Below are 15,641 nucleotides of genomic sequence, written 5' to 3'. Positions count from 1 at the left end.
CTCACGCCCACTGAGTGCTGAGGTAGTCGTCGCGGAACGGGCAGACGACGCGACCCGCGATCGAGTTGAGAATCATCGCGCTGCGGATCGGCAGGATGCTCAGGTTGGAGTCGACGAGCCCCTGCACGTATCGGCCCCGGTTCAGCACGAAGATCTTGTGGTCGTCGGCGTGCTTCCACCGGATCGAGTAGTCCGACTCGATGATCGGCTCGCCGCGCTCGTCGACGTCGACCAGGGCCGACAGGTCCGGGTCGAAGGGCAGCGGCGCGAGCCGCCGTCCCGCCGCGACCACCACGTTCGCCGCCCGGTGCCGTTCCTCGCCACTGCCGGCGGTGAGGCATTCCAACTCGATCTCGCCGTCCAGCTGCCGGGCGCCGGTCACGGTCCGGCTCGGCATGATCGTGACCGGGAACCGCCCGGCCCGCAGCCGCTCCTCGTAGTTGTGCTGGTAGATGCCGCGCAGCGTGCCGGGTGAGATGCCGTCGCTGGTGAGGATCTGACCGGAGACGAGGCGTTCGCGGACGTCCCTTGAGAGGTTGAGGAACGCTTCCTGGTACGCGGGTCGGTACAGGTCGTTCGCGGAGGGGGAATCCTCCAGCGGCGCGAACCACGACCGGCGGCCGATCCACTTGATGTCGCGGCACCCGCGGCTGAGCAGCGCCGCGACACATTCGGCGCTGGTCTGGCCGCTGCCGATCACGATCCAGGGCAGGTCCGGTTCGTCGGGCACTGTGGTGAGGCGCTGGTTCAGCTCGTCGGCGACGAAGACGTGTCGGGGGTCGAGGGCACCCAGGAACTCCGGCACGAAGGGCATCGTCCCGGTGCCGATCACCAGGTGCTGGGACCGGGCGACAGCTTCCCCGCGGCTGTGGCTCACCAACGCGCCGTCGAACTCGACGTGGTCGATCCGGGTGCCGTAGGTGATGTTCGGCAACTGGCTCGCCGCCCACACCAGGTACTGCTGGTACTCCACACGCGGGATCGTGTCGAAGCCCGCGCCCAGCAGTGCGTAGACCCGGCCCGTGGTGACCAGGTAGTTGAGGAACGACAGCGGATGGGTCGGGTCGTACAGCGAGACCAGGTCCTTGACCCAGCCGGTCTGCATCCGTACGCCGCTGTGCAGCATCCCGTCGTGCCACCCCGGCTGGTCACGCGCCTCGAACAGGGCGATCTGGTGTGGCGCGAGGACGTCGTACATGGCCGCGAGGCTCAGGTTGGCTGGCCCGGCACCGATACCCACTGCGTGATATGTCTGCGTCATCTTCTGCCTCTGTCTAACCCGTTGGGACATTGACGGCGGAACGGTTGGTGAGCAGGGCGGTGGCGGCGAGGCGGCTGGCGGCCAACGCGGTCTTGGCGGCGCCTCCACTTCCGCCGGTGAAGGTGAAGGTGTGCGCGGTTCCGGCGACGGCTCGCAGCGCCAGACCGGCGGGCTCGCTGTAGCAGTCGACGGCGCTGACCGGTGGGCCCAGCGGCCGCGGGTCCAGACCGGGCAGCCGCAGCAGGGCGGTTGCCCGGACCTGTTCGGTCAGGTCGACGTCCGGCTCGGGGGTCGGCGGTTCGACGTCCCAGCGCGTGCTCGGCAGGCCGAGCAGCAGGCGTCCCGGTCCCGCCGGTCGGCCGTAGAGACCACTGGTCTCGTCGACGAAACACGGCAGGTCGTTCCGGGCCACGGCGTAGTGGGCGTACTGGATGTGTTTTGTGCGCAGCGTGGTGGTGAGCCCGGCGGAACGCAGCAGGCCGGGGGTCCACGCGCCGGCGGCGACGACCACGAGGTCGCCGGTTAGCCGCCGACCGTCCCGCAGTTCGACAGTGTCGTCGTCGAGCCGTGCCACAGGCGTGGCCTCGGTCCGGTCCAGCCCGGCGAGGGCCGCCCGGCGCAGTCGGTCCGGGACGATGTATCCGGCGTGCGGTTCCCAGACCGCCGCGCTGCGCTCCGGCAGGCGGTCGAAGCCGAACCGGCGGGCGACCTGCGTACCTGTCAACACCTCGATCCCCGGCGCCCCGACACCGGCCACCAGATCGAGGTCACCGGCATCCAGCAGGTAGAGCGAGCCGCTCTCCCGCCAGCCTGCCTGCTCGGCAAGCACCGGGTCGGCCAGCAGCTCGGCGAGGCTGGCGGTGGCCAGGGAACGGGCGGCCGGGTCGGGCTCGAACGCCCGCACCAGGCCGCCGGACGCCGCCGTGGCGTCGGCGTACCCGCCCTCCGGCCCGTCGATTCCCGCGCCGATCAACACCGGCTGGGCGCCGGCGTCCTGCAACCGTCGAGCCAGCAGGGCCCCACCCAGGCCGGCGCCGACGACGAGTACCCGTGGCTCAGCCACCGGACTCCGCCGGGAGGGTGCCGCCGATCAGACCCAACAGCCGGGCCGCCCGTTCCGGGCTGCTGCGGTACGCGGTCAGCGCCGCGCGGACCGCCGTGGCGGGGTCGAAGTGTTCCGGGCGCAACGCCTGCTCGCCCCGCGTCAGCTCGATGTCCGCAAGCGCCGCGTCGAGGGCGGGGACGTTCCCGTCAAGGGCGGCCGCGTACCGCGTCTTGAATGCCTGGTACGCCTCCGGCCGGAAGTCGGACTCGTAGCTGTCCGGCCGGTCCCAGCTCACGAACGCCCGCACCACGGCCGGGTCCTCGCTGGACAGGAACTCGTCGGCCCAGATGGCGTGTTGCCGGCTGGTGGAGAACTTCGAGCCGGTGAGCCGGTAGAACTCGTTGACCACCAGACCGGTCGGACGATCGGGCAGGCCGGCGGCGAGGTGCAGGGCCGGGATCAGGACCGCGTAGTAGAACGCGTTGTCGACCCCCAGGAAGATCCACTGCTCGTCGATGCCCTGCCAAGCGTCGAGGTACCCGGCCAGGGAGTCCGCGTCGGGACGCAGGTGGCGGGCGGGCATTACCAGGTTGGCCAGGGCCATCTCGGCCCACACGTCGATCCGCAGACCGTCGTCCCACTCGATGCCCCAGTCCGTCGGATAGGCGAGCGGCACATCCGGCAGCGCCCCATCGAGGTACGACCCGACGAGCCGGCGCAGCCGGGGCGGCAGCACTGCGCGGGACCAGAACTCGGCAAGTCGCTCCCGGTGCTCTGCCAGGCGGAGCACCGGGATCGTGTGGGTGACCGGCTCGGGTGCGGCCGAGCAGCAGGTCGATCGCGCCCCGACCAGGGTCTCGCCGGTGCAGAACCCGCCGCAGCCCTCACACGTGCCACCGGCGGCCCCAGCTCCGCAGACCGGGCAGGTCCCGGTGACCCGTACGTGGTGCAGGACCCGGTGGCAGGCGGAGCAGGCGCGCAGCGACACCGGGGCGATCTCGACGGCTTTCGCCTCGACCAGCTCGGTGAGCAGCCCGGCCACGGTACTGCGGTAGCCCTCGTCGGCCAGCGGGTCGGCCATGATGTCGTAGCGGATGCGGGCCGCGTCCAGGGCCGTACAGATCAACGCCTGGTAGCGGGCGGCGGTGTCCGTCACGGCCTCCCCGAGCGCCTCGGCCCGCGCCAGCACGTAGTTCTGGTGGGCGTCCAGGCCGGACTGCGCTACCACCCGGCGGCCGTCGGCGCGCAGCGCGCGGACCGCGATGTCCCCGGCGACGTACGGGCCGGAGAGGTGGCCGACGTGCAGTGGCCCGTTCGGTGTCGGCGGTGGGGTCACCACGAGCACGGCGCCCGGTGCGGCCGGTACGGCCGCACCGAGGGCCTCAGTCACGACCCGCACCACCACTCGCACCGTCAGTGGCAGCGGCGGCGTCCGCATCGGCAGCATCCGCGACGGCGGCGGCGTCCTGGGGCATCCAGTAGATGCTCAGGATCGTCAGCGGCTGTACCGGGGACGGGTTGTGGATGACGTGGCGCTGTTCGGGGTCGAGCAGGATGACGCCGCCGGTCGGCACTTCGACCTTCTCCCCACCCTCCTCGTAGATGGCGGTGCCGCGGGTCACGACCGCGAACTCGACCTCCGGGTGTACGTCCTCGGAGCTGCTGCCACCGGGCGGGATGACGCACCACATCGCGTCGAACGGCAGCGGCCCGAGGTCCCGGTACTGCTTCCAGCGACCGATCTGGATTCCGTACTCCTCGGTAAGTTCCGCCGCATCGCTGACATATCTACGCATGCCCATCCTCCGTGCTCGGTTGGACTGAGGTATTACGCAACGCAATTAGTTCCACCGATGTCCAAGCGGTGATCGACCAGTGCTGACATACGGCGCATAGCAGGCTCGGTACGGCGTCACGCGTTTTGGCCACTTTCACCGCCACCAATGGCGGCAAGGCCACTGTGGACTTAAAGTGACCACGCAAACAGGAATCGCACCGGCAGATCACCGGCAAATGTCGCTGCTGACTTCCCAGACAGCGGGTCAAATCCGGCGCATCGCCCGCGCAATTCGGCCAAATACGTACGGGGCCGACGAGTGGAGGCGGCATTGTGATCGGCTTCATCAATACCCTGAGTGATGAAATCATCGCAGCACGACAGCGGGCCAACCTCACCCAGGAGGAATTGGCCGCGAAAACCGGACTGAGCGTCCGGAGCATCCGCAACCTGGAGTCGGCGCGGGTGACCCAGCCGCGACCGGCGACCGTTCGTCTGCTGCGCGACGCGCTCGATCTTCCCGCCCGCCCCTCACCAACGTCCCGCATACGTCCCATGCAGCTACCGCTCGGCACTCCGGACTTCGTCGGCCGATCAGCACAACTCGCCCAACTCGACGGGCTGCTCGACGGTGGACCTCGGCGAATGTCGGCAGTGGTGATCTGCGTCCTCACCGGGCCGAGCGGCATCGGCAAGACGGCGTTGGCCCTGCACTGGGCGCACCGCGTCGCCCCTCGCTTCGCCGACGGCGTGCTCTACCTCGATCTGCGGGGCAGCCGCCCGGACGACCAGGTGGTGGCCCCGTCCGACGCGCTCGGCAGCCTCATCCAGGCGCTGGACGTACCCGGCGACATTCCGTGCGATCCGGCCGCACGGGCCGGGCTGTACCGGAGCGCCCTGGCCGGGCGGCGGATGCTCATCGTGCTCGACGACGCGCGGGACGCCGACCAGGCACGACCGCTGTTGCCCGGTGTGGCGGGCTGCATGGTCGTGGTGACCAGCCGCGATCGCCTGAGCTGCCTGGTGGCAGCGGAGGCCGCGCGTCCCGTCGTTGTCGACGAACTCGGCCCCGCGGAGGCGTGGAACCTGCTCCGTTCCCGTCTCGGTGAGCGGCGGCTCGCCACCGAGCGGGAGGCATTGGAGAGCATCGTCGCCCACTGCGCGGGCTCTCCCCGGGCGCTGACGGCGGCGGCCGCCTGCGCGGCCACCGACCCCCGACTCTCCCTCACGGAGTTGGCCCGGCAACTGCGCTAGAACGCCGCCAGCTACGGCGGCCGTTGTCGATCAGGGTTCGTCGACCCGCGCACCGGCGCGGGCGGCCACGTGCGCCGGCACCGGTACGGTCGCCGGCAGTGCGGGGTCGGCCAAGGGCTGCTGCCACCGCGCGATCAGCGGCAGTTCCCCTGCCCAGTTGCCACGTTCCGCGTCCGGGCTGTCGCCATCGTCCGGCGGGCCGCTGCGCGTCTTGACCGACGCCTCGGTGAGCGGAAGCGCCAGTAGTGCGGTGGCAGCCAGTTCCTTCCGGTTAGGTTGACGGGCGTAGTCCCACTGGCCGGGGGCGACGTGCTCGGTGAGCGTCCGGAGGCCATGCAGCTTCTCGTCGGGGTCGGTCACCCAACGCGGCAGACCGTAGACCATCGCGCTGCGGTAGTTGACCCCGTGTTCGAAGACCGAGCGTGCCAGGACCAGGCCGTCGACGACAGTGACGGTGGCACAGACCTCCGCGCCGGTGGTGAGGCTCCGGCTGGCCACCGACCCGTGCAGGTAGAGGTGCTTGTCGTCGAATCCGTAGACGGTGGGAACGACCATCGGGTAGCCGTCCACGAGCACGCCGAGGTGGCAGACGAAGCTGGCCCGCAGGACGTCGAAGAGGGCGCTCCGATCGCTGTGCCCCTTCTCCTTCATGCGACGCAACCCGGTTCGGGGCGTTGCGGACAACGGCAGGTCGGCGTCGCTCACTTGTGGTCTCCCGTCGGTTTCCCTGTCCCGGCAGCCTCGAAAGGCCGAGCGTGGTTCGGGCTGGAGTGTAGGAGCGTTCCGACGAGACTGGTATGGACACGGCTGATGGGCCGGGCCTCGCGGCCCGGCCCATCAGTGCGTCAGGTCGACGCGTTTACCGAATCGATCAGCGCAGCTGGTGAGCGAGACCGGCGGTGGCGTCACCACTCTCGTACGAGACGAGCAGCGACGAACCGGCCGGAAGCGCCCCGCTCAGCGGCAGGACCAGAGTGCGGTCCTTGCTCAGGCTGGCCGTGGTCTCCGCCACGACCCGCTCGCCGTCCCAGACGAAGACCCGGGCGGTGCCGGACTTCTTCACCTTGAGCTCCACCGAGACCTTCGAGTTGGTCGCGGTGACCTTCTTGATCTTCACGGTGCCGTCCGGCAGCGCCGCGTAACCACCCGGTGCCACCCCGTCCGAGGAGGACTGGAGGATGGTCTGCGGCGAGTTGACGCTCTGCGCCGCCGTGTCCGGCATGATCGGAGCCTTGGGCGCCGACGGCCGGGCCGTCAGATCCGGCAGGATCGCGTTGCCCCAGCGCCACGGGTCAGCCCGAACGCCGCTCCAGGTCGACCAGCCGACCCGGGTCTGCGAGGACAGATCCTGCGTGTCCGAGTCGTTGACCAGGACGTTCATCCCCATGCGGGCCGGGTCGATGTTGTCCGGCAGCACGCTGAACGGGATCTTGACCTCGATCCGGTAACCCGTGTACGGGTTGCTGGTGACGACCGAGGCGATCTCAAGACCCGGCGCGGTCTCCGGACCACCCTGGTGGTTGTCGCGCTCCCGGGCGAAGCACGGCGGGTTGCCGTTGGCCGGGTCGTTGGTGGCCGGGAAGAGCGCCACGTTGAACACCGTGGAGGTGTTCGCCGAGTTGCCGCGCGGGTCGATGCCGAACTCGATGTTGTCGTTACGGCGCGGACGCTTGCAGTCCACCGCCGGCAGGAGGGTGCCGAGCACGTCGTCGGTGATGTTGAAGACGGCGTACAGGGCGTCGTCGGTGTGGGTGAACTGGGCGGTGCCGGAGATGTCCGACGCCGGAGCGGCGGTGCCCTCCCAGCGCGTCGAGATGTCGACGACCTCGCCGGTGTACTCGTGGTCGTGGCCGTGGCCGTCAACGACCGGCGCGGTGGCCGCCTTCGGGATGGTGGTGGTCGGCACCAGGTTGAACACGCCCGGCTCGATGGCGCTGCCACCGTTGTAGCTGGTCTCGATGCCCACCCGGTACGCGCCGTTGTCCGGCGCCCGGTTGGCGGTCGGCAGCGACGTGTCGGAGTTGGTGACCGTGAAGGTCACCGAGGTGCGGGCACCGGGCTGAAGCCCGCTGTACGCCAGCTGCTGCTGCGCCACCGTGAAGCCGGCCGGGACGTTCAGCTTGACCGTTCCGGACTCGACCCGCGTGCCGTGGTTGGTCAGGTTGACCTTGACGTCACGGGTGCCACCGCTGGGGATGTTCAGCAGGGACTCGATGAGCGCGTCGAGCTGCTGGACCTTGTTACGGACCGACCACTCGCGGAAGTCGGCGATCTCCTCCAGCGGCTCCAGGGTGCCGCGCACCGGAGCAGTTCCCTGCACGCGGGCGCTGCTGGTACCGCTGCCGTCCTTCTTGCTCGTCAGCGTGGCGTTGATCAGGAACCGCTCGCCCACAGTGACCTGCGCGGGCGGAGTGACCGTGAAGCTCTTCACGACCTCCTTGCGCGGGGTGAGCGTGCCGACGTTGCCGTTACCACTGACCGTCCAGCCAGCCGGAACGTCAAGAGTGACCTTGGCGCCGGGGATGGCCTTCTCGGAGTAGAGCACCGTGTCGACCTTGATGGGCTGGCCGGCGAGGGCCTCCCACTTCTGCGGACGCACGTGGACCTCGGTGCCCAGCGGCAGGCCGCCGGGGGCACGGAGGGTGGCGCCCTGAAGCGCACCGGTGCCGGCACCGACGTTCGGGTCCGGGTACGGGGTGCGCGTGTCGATCAGGGTCAGCCGGTTGCAGCCGATGCTGGCCGGGTTGGTCGTCGGGAAGGAGCTGTTGCCCCAGCCCTGCGACACGTACTCCCGGCGGGCCCAGGTCTGGACCGTGTTCCACCGGTTGCCGTCGTGCCGTGCCGACTCGTAGCCCTGCCAGGTGCCGAAGATGACGTTGCTGGCCTCAGCCGGCGTGAACGTGGTCTCGCAGGCGGGGCCGTTGGTGCCGGTCGTGCCGCTGCCACCGGTCTGGAAGATCCGGGAGACCCGCCAGGGCTTGAGGCCCTCGTTCTTGATCTGCTCCGGGAAGGCCTTCGGGTCCGCCGCGGCGTAGAACGCCTCGACCGCCAGCATGGCCGACTTCTGGTGGTTACCGTGGTTGCCCTGGGTGGCCGAGGGGTTCATCGTGAGGATGACCTCGGGCTTGGTGGTCCGCAGCACCCGCACGATCCGGGAGAGCGTCTCCTGGTGACCCCAGACCTCTTCGGTCAGCGGGGCACTGGCCGTGTACCAGAAGTCGAGCGCGTCCAGGTTGTAGATGTGCTCGATGCCGGCGTAGGCCACCGCCTTGCGCTCCTCGGCCTCGCGCAGGATGCCGAGTTCGGGGCCCTCTTCGAGGCCGGTGGCGTTGCCGCCGCCCTCTCCACGGGTGGTGGTGATGACGCCGGCCTTCATGCCGTGATACTCGTTCCAGTATCCCAGCATGCCGAGCTGGCCGGCCTCGTCATCGGGGTGCGCGCCGATGAACATGACGTCCAGGTCGACAGGCTTGACGGCCTTGGCGTCGGGCTTGGGTGATGAGGCCTTGGGGCCGGCCTGGACCGGACTGGTCAGGCCTAGCGACAGCAAACCGCACATGGCGATAGTCGCCGTGGTGCGCCATTTCATTGGCATACCTCTTCGTGTGGGGGCGAGTGCTGCGGGGGGACGGTGTGGGCCCGGCAGGAGCCTCTTGGCAGTTGGCTCCTGCCGGGCCCGGAAGTGAACAGCTGTCCACTGGAGACCGCGGGGCGGTCTCCACGCGTGAGGGTCGCTCGGCAGTGGGGGTGTGGTGCCTGACCACCGCCACGTCAGAGCGGCTCGCACAGTGGTAGGGATGGATTCACCAGAAGGCCTTCGGGCGGTAACGCTAGGGATCTTGCGACGTGCTAGTCAATAGGCCGGAGCGACTTTCTTCCTTCTCCGAAGAAACGATGTGCCTGTTCACAGGCTTGGCTCGTCGCTCCACTTTGGTGATCAGAGCCGTTTGCCCGATTTTGGGAGGCGCGACTTCTGCACTGGAGCCGCATTCGTCCGATCGGGACCGTCCAGCCGGACCGCGGCCCGCCGTGGATCTCTGTTTTCCCACGCCAGGTACCGAGATGATCTCGTTACTTGACGCCATAGTTTTTTCTCAGTAGGAAATAACTGTGTCCGACAAAGCAACGACCAGCCCGGTCAGCCGTGAGCGGTCCCGTGAGATCAAGCGTCTCTCGGTGATCCTGGCTGCCCGGCAGGCGCGACTGCTGTCCCGGGTGGACCTCGCCGAGATGACGGGTCTTCCGGCGGCCACCGTGACAGTTCTCGTGCGAGAGCTCATCGCCGAGGGCTACCTCATCGAACGCGGGCCGGGCGCCCCCACCACCGGCCGTCCTCGCGAAATGCTCGAGTTCAACCCGCGTGCCGAGCTCGTCGCCGCGGTGTCGCTGGAGCCGACCCGGATCAGTTGCGAAATCGCCGACAGCGAGGGCGCGCTCATCGCGCACCGCACCGCGCGGTTCGGTGGCGACGTTGTCGAGACCATCTGCGGGTTCGTCCTGGACCTCGTCGGCGACAACCTGCCGTCGTTGCGCGGCGTCGCCATCGCGGTGCCGGGCGTCTCGACAAACGGCGCGGTACGCCTCGCGCCGTCGGTAGGGCTCGTCGAGGCGTGGCCGATCGGCGCGTCGGTTCAGCAACGCCTCGGCGTGCCCGTCGTCGTCGACAACGATGTCAACCTGATGGCCGCCGGTGAGTGTGTCGCCGGCGCCGGAGCGGACGTCGCCAACCTGCTGCTGGTGCACGTCGCGGACGGCATCGGCGCCGGTCTCGTCCTCGACGGCAAGGTCCGCAGGGGCGCCAGCGGGGCGGCCGGCGAGGTGGGCTTCATGCCCCTGGACTCCGCGCCCAAACACAGCTACAGCGGCGTGGGCGAGTTCGAGGCCCGGTGGTCGGTGAACGCCATCGCCGAGCAGGTGGTCGCCCTGCATCCGGGGCGGCGGCCGGAGTCGCCGGTGCGGGAGCTGATCGCACTCGCCGCCACGTCGCGCCCGGCGCGCGAGTATCTCGACGAGGTGCTCGACGCCTGGGCCCGGCTCATCCTCTCCTGCGTCTGCGTGATCGACCCGGGGATGGTGCTGCTCAGCGGCGCCGCCGCGGAGCTCGACGACGCCACGCTCGAACAACTCCAGAGACTGCTCTCGGCCAAGACCCCGGCCCCGACTGAGGTACGTCGAGCCACCCTCGGCGACCAGGCCGTGCTGCACGGAGCGATCAGCTACGCGCTGTCGGCCGCGGTTCCGCTGCCCACCCTGCCCTGACCACCACCACCGACCGACACCCCGTCCCCCTTCTTCACTCCCTGCGTCCGCACCTGAACAACCGGACGAGGCACGCCCACATCCCGCACCGGCGGACCCCCGAACCCCGCTCCGGGCACCACTCGATCGTCGATCGACGTGACCGGGCGGAGAACCACCGTATTTCGGCACAGCGATTTCGATTTACGAGCTTCCATCAGAAATCCCCCGTAGATCCCCCTTGAGTGGAGGTACCAATGAGACGTCCCTGGGTCATGACAATCGCGCTCGGCGCGATGCTGGCTGCCACCGCCGCCTGCGGCGGCGGCAGTGACGACAGCGGCGACGCCGGCTCGTCCCCGGCCGCGTCGGCCGAGAAGTTCGTCATCTACAGCGCCCGCGACAAGGCTGTCACCGACTACGTCGTCGAGCAGTTCACCGCGAAGAACCCCGAGTACAAGGGCAAGGTCGAGGTGCTCAACATGGGCGCCCAGGAGGTGCTCGAGCGGGTTCGCGCCGAGAAGGCGAACCCGCAGGCCTCGGTGTGGTGGGGCGGCACCCAGCAGGGTCTCGCCACCGGCGCCACGGAGGGTCTGCTGGAGGCCTGGCAGCCCTCGTTCGCCGGGAAGATGGACGCGCGGTACAAGGACGCCGAGGGCCGCTGGTTCGGCGAGATCCTGCTGCCCGAGGTCATCATGTACAACAACAAGGCGCTGACCGCCGAGCAGGCGCCGAAGGACTGGGACGACCTGATCGACCCCCAGTGGAAAGACAAGATCATCATCCGGGACGTGGCCGCCTCCGGCACCATGCGCTCGATCTACTCCTCGATGATCCAGCGTCTCTCGCCCGACGGCTCGAACCCCCAGCCCGGCTACGACTGGCTGCGCAAGCTCGACGCCAACACCGTCGAGTACGCCGCCAACCCCGCCGACCTGTACCTGAAGATGTCGCGTGAGCAGGGTGTGGTGAGCGCCTGGAACCTCCAGGACGTGCTGCTGCAGGCCGACAAGAAGATGCCGTTCGGCTACGTCATGCCGGCCTCGGGCGCCCCGGTGCTCGTCGACGGTGTCGCCGCGGTCAAGGGCGGCAACAAGGCCGGTGCCGAGAAGTTCCTCGAGTTCCTCTTCGACGACTCGCTGCGGGCCACCCTCGCCAAGGACTACTTCCAGATCCCCGCGGTGGAGATCTCCGAGAAGCCGGAGTGGCTGTCCAACCTCGGCCTCAAGCCGATGGACGTCGACTGGGACGTGATCGGCAAGAACGAGACGGCCTGGATCAACCACTGGAACGCGGAGATCAAGGACAAGGGCTGAGTTAACGGGGGCCGGGTCGTGCCACGGCACGACCCGGCCCCGTCCCGGAAGGACCCAGAAACATGATCGATGTCCGGCTGGCGGCCGTCAGCAAGCGCTTCGACAAGTCGAGCGACGCAGCGGCGGTCGACAACGTCACCATCACCATCGGAGCCGGTGAGTTCTTCACCCTCCTCGGACCGAGCGGATGCGGCAAGACCACGACCCTGAGGATGGTGGCGGGGTTCTATTTCCCGACGTCCGGGCACATCCACTTCGGCGACGACGACGTGACGCGTTGGTCGCCGAACAAACGGGACACCGGCATGGTTTTCCAGAACTACGCGCTCTTTCCCCACATGTCGGTGGCGCAGAACGTCGCGTACGGGCTGAAGGTCCGTCGGGTCTCCCGCGAGGAGCGGACCCGCCGGATCAACGAGGCACTCGCCCAGGTGCACCTCACCGGGTACGGCGACAGGCGCATCGACGCGCTCTCCGGCGGCCAGCAGCAGCGCGTCGCGTTGGCCCGGGCACTTGTCATCCGGCCCCGCACCCTGCTGCTCGACGAGCCGCTGTCCAATCTCGACGCGAAGCTCCGCGAGGAGACGCGCACCGAGATCCGGCGGATCCACCGCGAGAGCGGCCTCACCAGCATCTACGTCACGCACGACCAGGCTGAGGCCATGTCGATGTCGGACCGCATCGCCGTCATGCAGTCCGGGAAGGTCCAGCAGGTCGGCGCTCCGCAGGAGATCTACTACCGGCCCACGAACTCGTTCGTGGCCCGGTTCATCGGTCGCAGCAACGTCCTGAGCCTGCCTGTGGTCGGCGCGGCGGAGACCCAGGTGCAGGTACGCCTCCCCGGTGGCGCGACGCTCGACGTCGGTGCCGCCTCGGGGCACGGCCTCACCGAGGGAGACACCGCGTTGGTGTCGGCCCGCCCGGAGCACATCACGCTCGCCGGCTCGAACGACGAGGCGGCGCTGCGCGGCCGGATCACCCACATCGAGTTCACCGGCATGGCCACCCACCTCAACGTCGACGTCGACGGCATCGACGTGATGGCAGCCGTGATCGACCCGCCGACCGGCATCAAGCTCGACGACGTCGTGGGCCTGCGCCTCGTAGCCGAACGGCTCTGGGTGGTCCGGCCGTGACCGTTCGTTCCGAACCCACACCCGGCCGGCTGGCAGGGCTCGGCCAGCGCCTGGCCGGTGGCGCCACCTCACGGTGGTTCCCCTACCTGCTCGTCTTCCCCCTCGTCCTGGTGCTCTGGGGCTACGTCGTCCAACCGATGTTCGCCACCTTCGCCGAGAGCGTCAGCGCCGACGGCACGAAGAACTACCTCCAGTTCTTCACCTCCTCCGGGGTGGCCCGGCAGTCCCTGTTCACCTCGCTGTTCATCTCGGCGGCGAGCGTCCTGCTCTGCGGCATCGTCGGCGTCTCGATGGCCTTCCTGCTCAAGCGGTTCACCTTCCGCGGCCGGCGGCTCATGGAGGCGTTCATCCTGGTGCCGGCGGCCCTGCCACCGCTGATCGGTGCCGTGTCGTTCCAGCTGCTCTACAGCAACATCGGCATCCTGCCGCGCGGGTTGCAGGCGCTCTTCGGCACCGACCAACCGGTCCTGGCGTTCGACGGGATCGCCGGCGTACTCGTGGTGCACACGTTCACCATGTACCCGTTCTTCTACCTGGCCGCCGCCGCAGCACTGGCCGGAATGGACCCATCGGTCGAGGAGGCGGCGTACAACCTCGGCGCCAGCCGGGTGCGGGTCTGGCTGACCGTCATGCTGCCGATGCTCACCCCGGCGCTGGTCTCGGCGTCGCTGCTGGTCTTCATGACCTCACTGGCGTCGTACACCGCGCCGCTGCTGTTCAACGTCAGCCAGACCATGACGATGCAGATCTACATCAACCGGACCAACGGCGACCTGCCGATGGCCTCGGCGTACGCCTCCGTGCTGGGCATCGTCTCCATCATCTTCCTGCTGGCGATGCGGTGGTACGAGGGCCGGCGCAGCTACCAGTCGCAGTCGAAGGGGATCTCCGCGAACCGGCGCGAGATCAACAACCCGATCGGGCGGTGGTTGGCGCCGTTCGCCTCGGTGCTGGCCACGATGATCCTGCTCGCCCCGGTCGCCACGATCGCGCTCGTCGCGTTCTCCGAGAACCGCACCTGGACCACGCAGGTGCTGCCGACGACGTACACCTTCGAGAACTTCGTCACGATCTTCACCGACCCCAAGGCGTTCCGGCCGATCCTCAACTCGGTACAGATGAGCCTTCTTGCCGTGGTCGGCTGCGTGGTGATCGGCGTGCTCATCGCGTACGCGGTGCGGCGGTTGCGGTTCGTCGGACGCGGCCTGCTCGACGTGGCCGTGATGATCGCCTGGGCGCTGCCCGGAACTGTCGTCGCGATCAACCTGATCTCGGCGTTCAGCACAGGCAACGCGTTCAGCCTCGGGCAGGTCCTTGTCGGAACCTTCTGGATCCTGCCGCTCGCCTACTTCGTGCGGTTCCTGCCGATCGTGTTCCGGTCCAGCTCGGCGGCGCTGGCGCTCATCGACCCGTCGCTGGAGGAGGCCGCCCGCAACCTCGGCGCCTCCTGGGTGCGGGCCTTCTACACAATCACCGTGCGGCTGATGCTCCCCGGCGTGCTCGCCGGCGCACTGCTGGCGTTCGTGCACGGTGTCGGCGAGTTCGTCGCCTCGGTGCTGATCTACACCTCGTCGACGGTGCCGATCTCGGTGGCCATCAACAACCGGATGTACTCGTTCGAACTCGGCACCGCTGCTGCCTACGGAATGCTCCAGGTGCTGCTCATCTTCGTGGTGATGTGGTTCTCCGGTCGGCTGGACAGCAGCCGTACCGCGAGCAGGAAGGCCGCACAGTGGACGAACTGATCGAACGCTGGCGTGTCGAGGGCGGGCTGCTCCCGGTCACCCGGGTTCCCGGCCACGCGTTCGCCGCGGTCGTCGAGGCGGCGGACCTCGCGGTGCTGCCGGTCGGCGCCGTCGAGTGGCACGGCCCGCACCTGCCGCTCGGCACCGACCTGCTCCTCGCCGAGGGGTTCGCGGGGGAACTGGCCACCGGCTCGGCCCGTGCCGTGCTCTTTCCCGCCGCACCGTACGCCGCCTGCCCCGGCCAGACGCGACCCTGGCCGGGCACCGTGGCGCTGCGCCCCGAGATCGCCGTCGGGTACCTCAGCGACGTGCTCGCCGGCATCGTCGAGGCGGGCTTCCCCCGGCTCCTCGTGGTCAACGGACACGACGCCAACCTCTCCACCGTGCGTGCCGCAATGGAGTGGGTCTCCGGACGGCACCTGGCGAGCCTGCTGCTCGCCAACTGGTTCCAGCTGGTCAGCCCGGACGAGACAGCCGAGATCTTCGGCCCCCTGCCGTCCCGGGGACACGGCGGAGCGTACGAAAGCTCGGCCGTGCTCGGCTTCGACCCGGCGGCGGTGCACCTGGCCGCCGCACCGGACCTGCCACCGAAGCCGAAGCTGACCACCCCCTACCCGTACGTGCTCGTGGAGTCGCGGCCCGACCCGTGGCAGGGCTGGTCGGGTCACGTCTCGCTGGCCACCGAGTCGGCCGGGCGAGAAATCCGGCAGCTGGCCGGCGCGCGGCTGCGTGAGGTGATCGAGGCATGGCTGGCCTCGCCGCTACCCGGTCCACCCGGGGCGGACCAGCCCGCCTCGTCCGACAAGACCGCCTGGTCCGACCGGTCCGGCGGCACCGGCCGGTCGGACCAGGCCATCGGATGACCCCGC

12 protein-coding genes are annotated in these 15,641 nt (G+C 69.2%); 6 read left to right on the top strand and 6 right to left on the bottom strand.

Annotated elements, in window-relative coordinates; genetic code table 11:
- Window position 1: 1 nt before the first annotated feature.
- From ADK66_RS24070 to ADK66_RS24055, 4 genes are read right to left on the bottom strand one after another with little or no spacing between them, the layout of a single operon-like run.
- Window positions 2-1,261, bottom strand: a complete 1,260-nt coding sequence (locus ADK66_RS24070) for a lysine N(6)-hydroxylase/L-ornithine N(5)-oxygenase family protein (RefSeq protein WP_053659055.1) — start codon at window positions 1,259-1,261, stop codon at window positions 2-4.
- Between the two features lie 13 nt (window positions 1,262-1,274).
- A complete protein-coding gene (locus ADK66_RS24065; RefSeq protein WP_053659053.1) occupies window positions 1,275-2,324 on the bottom strand; it encodes an FAD-binding oxidoreductase in 1,050 nt (349 codons plus the stop codon).
- On the bottom strand, window positions 2,317-3,696 hold the full coding sequence (locus ADK66_RS24060) for a class I tRNA ligase family protein (protein WP_053659443.1): 1,380 nt from the start codon (window positions 3,694-3,696) through the stop codon (window positions 2,317-2,319). The genes ADK66_RS24065 and ADK66_RS24060 overlap by 8 nt, the downstream gene beginning before the upstream one ends.
- Window positions 3,689-4,102: a cupin domain-containing protein gene (locus ADK66_RS24055; protein WP_053659051.1), complete on the bottom strand. Its 414-nt coding sequence runs from the start codon at window positions 4,100-4,102 to the stop codon at window positions 3,689-3,691. The genes ADK66_RS24060 and ADK66_RS24055 overlap by 8 nt, the downstream gene beginning before the upstream one ends.
- Before the next feature lie 314 nt (window positions 4,103-4,416).
- Here ADK66_RS24055 and ADK66_RS24050 point away from each other — a divergent pair, with 314 nt between their 5' ends.
- A complete protein-coding gene (locus ADK66_RS24050; RefSeq protein ID WP_053659049.1) occupies window positions 4,417-5,337 on the top strand; it encodes an NB-ARC domain-containing protein in 921 nt (306 codons plus the stop codon).
- Between the two features lie 30 nt (window positions 5,338-5,367).
- Here the strand turns inward: ADK66_RS24050 and ADK66_RS24045 are convergent, their stop codons facing one another.
- Together ADK66_RS24045 and ADK66_RS24040 are read right to left on the bottom strand one after the other, a co-directional pair.
- Window positions 5,368-5,988 carry a pyridoxamine 5'-phosphate oxidase family protein gene (locus tag ADK66_RS24045; protein ID WP_197281629.1) on the bottom strand — a complete coding sequence of 207 codons (621 nt, stop codon included), beginning with the start codon at window positions 5,986-5,988 and terminating at the stop codon, window positions 5,368-5,370.
- Window positions 5,989-6,208: 220 nt separating this feature from the next.
- Window positions 6,209-8,926 carry a sugar-binding protein gene (locus ADK66_RS24040; RefSeq protein ID WP_053659045.1) on the bottom strand — a complete coding sequence of 906 codons (2,718 nt, stop codon included), beginning with the start codon at window positions 8,924-8,926 and terminating at the stop codon, window positions 6,209-6,211.
- Between the two features lie 521 nt (window positions 8,927-9,447).
- Here ADK66_RS24040 and ADK66_RS24035 point away from each other — a divergent pair.
- The 5 genes from ADK66_RS24035 to ADK66_RS24015 all read left to right on the top strand — a co-directional run bounded on the left by ADK66_RS24035 (window position 9,448) and on the right by ADK66_RS24015 (window position 15,635).
- Window positions 9,448-10,596 (top strand): ROK family transcriptional regulator, encoded by a 1,149-nt coding sequence (locus tag ADK66_RS24035; protein ID WP_053659043.1) that lies wholly within the window; start codon window positions 9,448-9,450, stop codon window positions 10,594-10,596.
- A gap of 236 nt (window positions 10,597-10,832) precedes the next feature.
- On the top strand, window positions 10,833-11,891 hold the full coding sequence (locus tag ADK66_RS24030) for an extracellular solute-binding protein (protein ID WP_053659041.1): 1,059 nt from the start codon (window positions 10,833-10,835) through the stop codon (window positions 11,889-11,891).
- Between the two features lie 62 nt (window positions 11,892-11,953).
- Window positions 11,954-13,027 carry an ABC transporter ATP-binding protein gene (locus ADK66_RS24025; protein WP_053659039.1) on the top strand — a complete coding sequence of 358 codons (1,074 nt, stop codon included), beginning with the start codon at window positions 11,954-11,956 and terminating at the stop codon, window positions 13,025-13,027.
- Window positions 13,024-14,772, top strand: coding sequence for an iron ABC transporter permease (locus ADK66_RS24020; RefSeq protein WP_053659037.1), 1,749 nt, complete (start codon window positions 13,024-13,026; stop codon window positions 14,770-14,772). Before ADK66_RS24025 ends, ADK66_RS24020 begins: the two co-directional genes overlap by 4 nt.
- Window positions 14,760-15,635, top strand: a complete 876-nt coding sequence (locus tag ADK66_RS24015) for a creatininase family protein (RefSeq protein ID WP_053659035.1) — start codon at window positions 14,760-14,762, stop codon at window positions 15,633-15,635. Before ADK66_RS24020 ends, ADK66_RS24015 begins: the two co-directional genes overlap by 13 nt.
- Window positions 15,636-15,641 lie beyond the last annotated feature (6 nt).

The organism is Micromonospora sp. NRRL B-16802 (genome assembly GCF_001279555.1).
Lineage (GTDB): Bacteria > Actinomycetota > Actinomycetes > Mycobacteriales > Micromonosporaceae > Micromonospora > Micromonospora profundi.
This window is presented reverse-complemented; position numbering and strand designations above follow the sequence as displayed.

Coding starts and splice junctions, on each gene's coding strand:
- ADK66_RS24070 (WP_053659055.1), bottom strand. CDS start 1,261: ATGACGCAGACATATCACGCAGTGGGTATCGGTGCCGGGCCAGCCAAC.
- ADK66_RS24055 (WP_053659051.1), bottom strand. CDS start 4,102: ATGCGTAGATATGTCAGCGATGCGGCGGAACTTACCGAGGAGTACGGA.
- ADK66_RS24045 (WP_197281629.1), bottom strand. CDS start 5,988: ATGAAGGAGAAGGGGCACAGCGATCGGAGCGCCCTCTTCGACGTCCTG.
- ADK66_RS24040 (WP_053659045.1), bottom strand. CDS start 8,926: ATGAAATGGCGCACCACGGCGACTATCGCCATGTGCGGTTTGCTGTCG.
- ADK66_RS24030 (WP_053659041.1), top strand. CDS start 10,833: ATGAGACGTCCCTGGGTCATGACAATCGCGCTCGGCGCGATGCTGGCT.
- ADK66_RS24025 (WP_053659039.1), top strand. CDS start 11,954: ATGATCGATGTCCGGCTGGCGGCCGTCAGCAAGCGCTTCGACAAGTCG.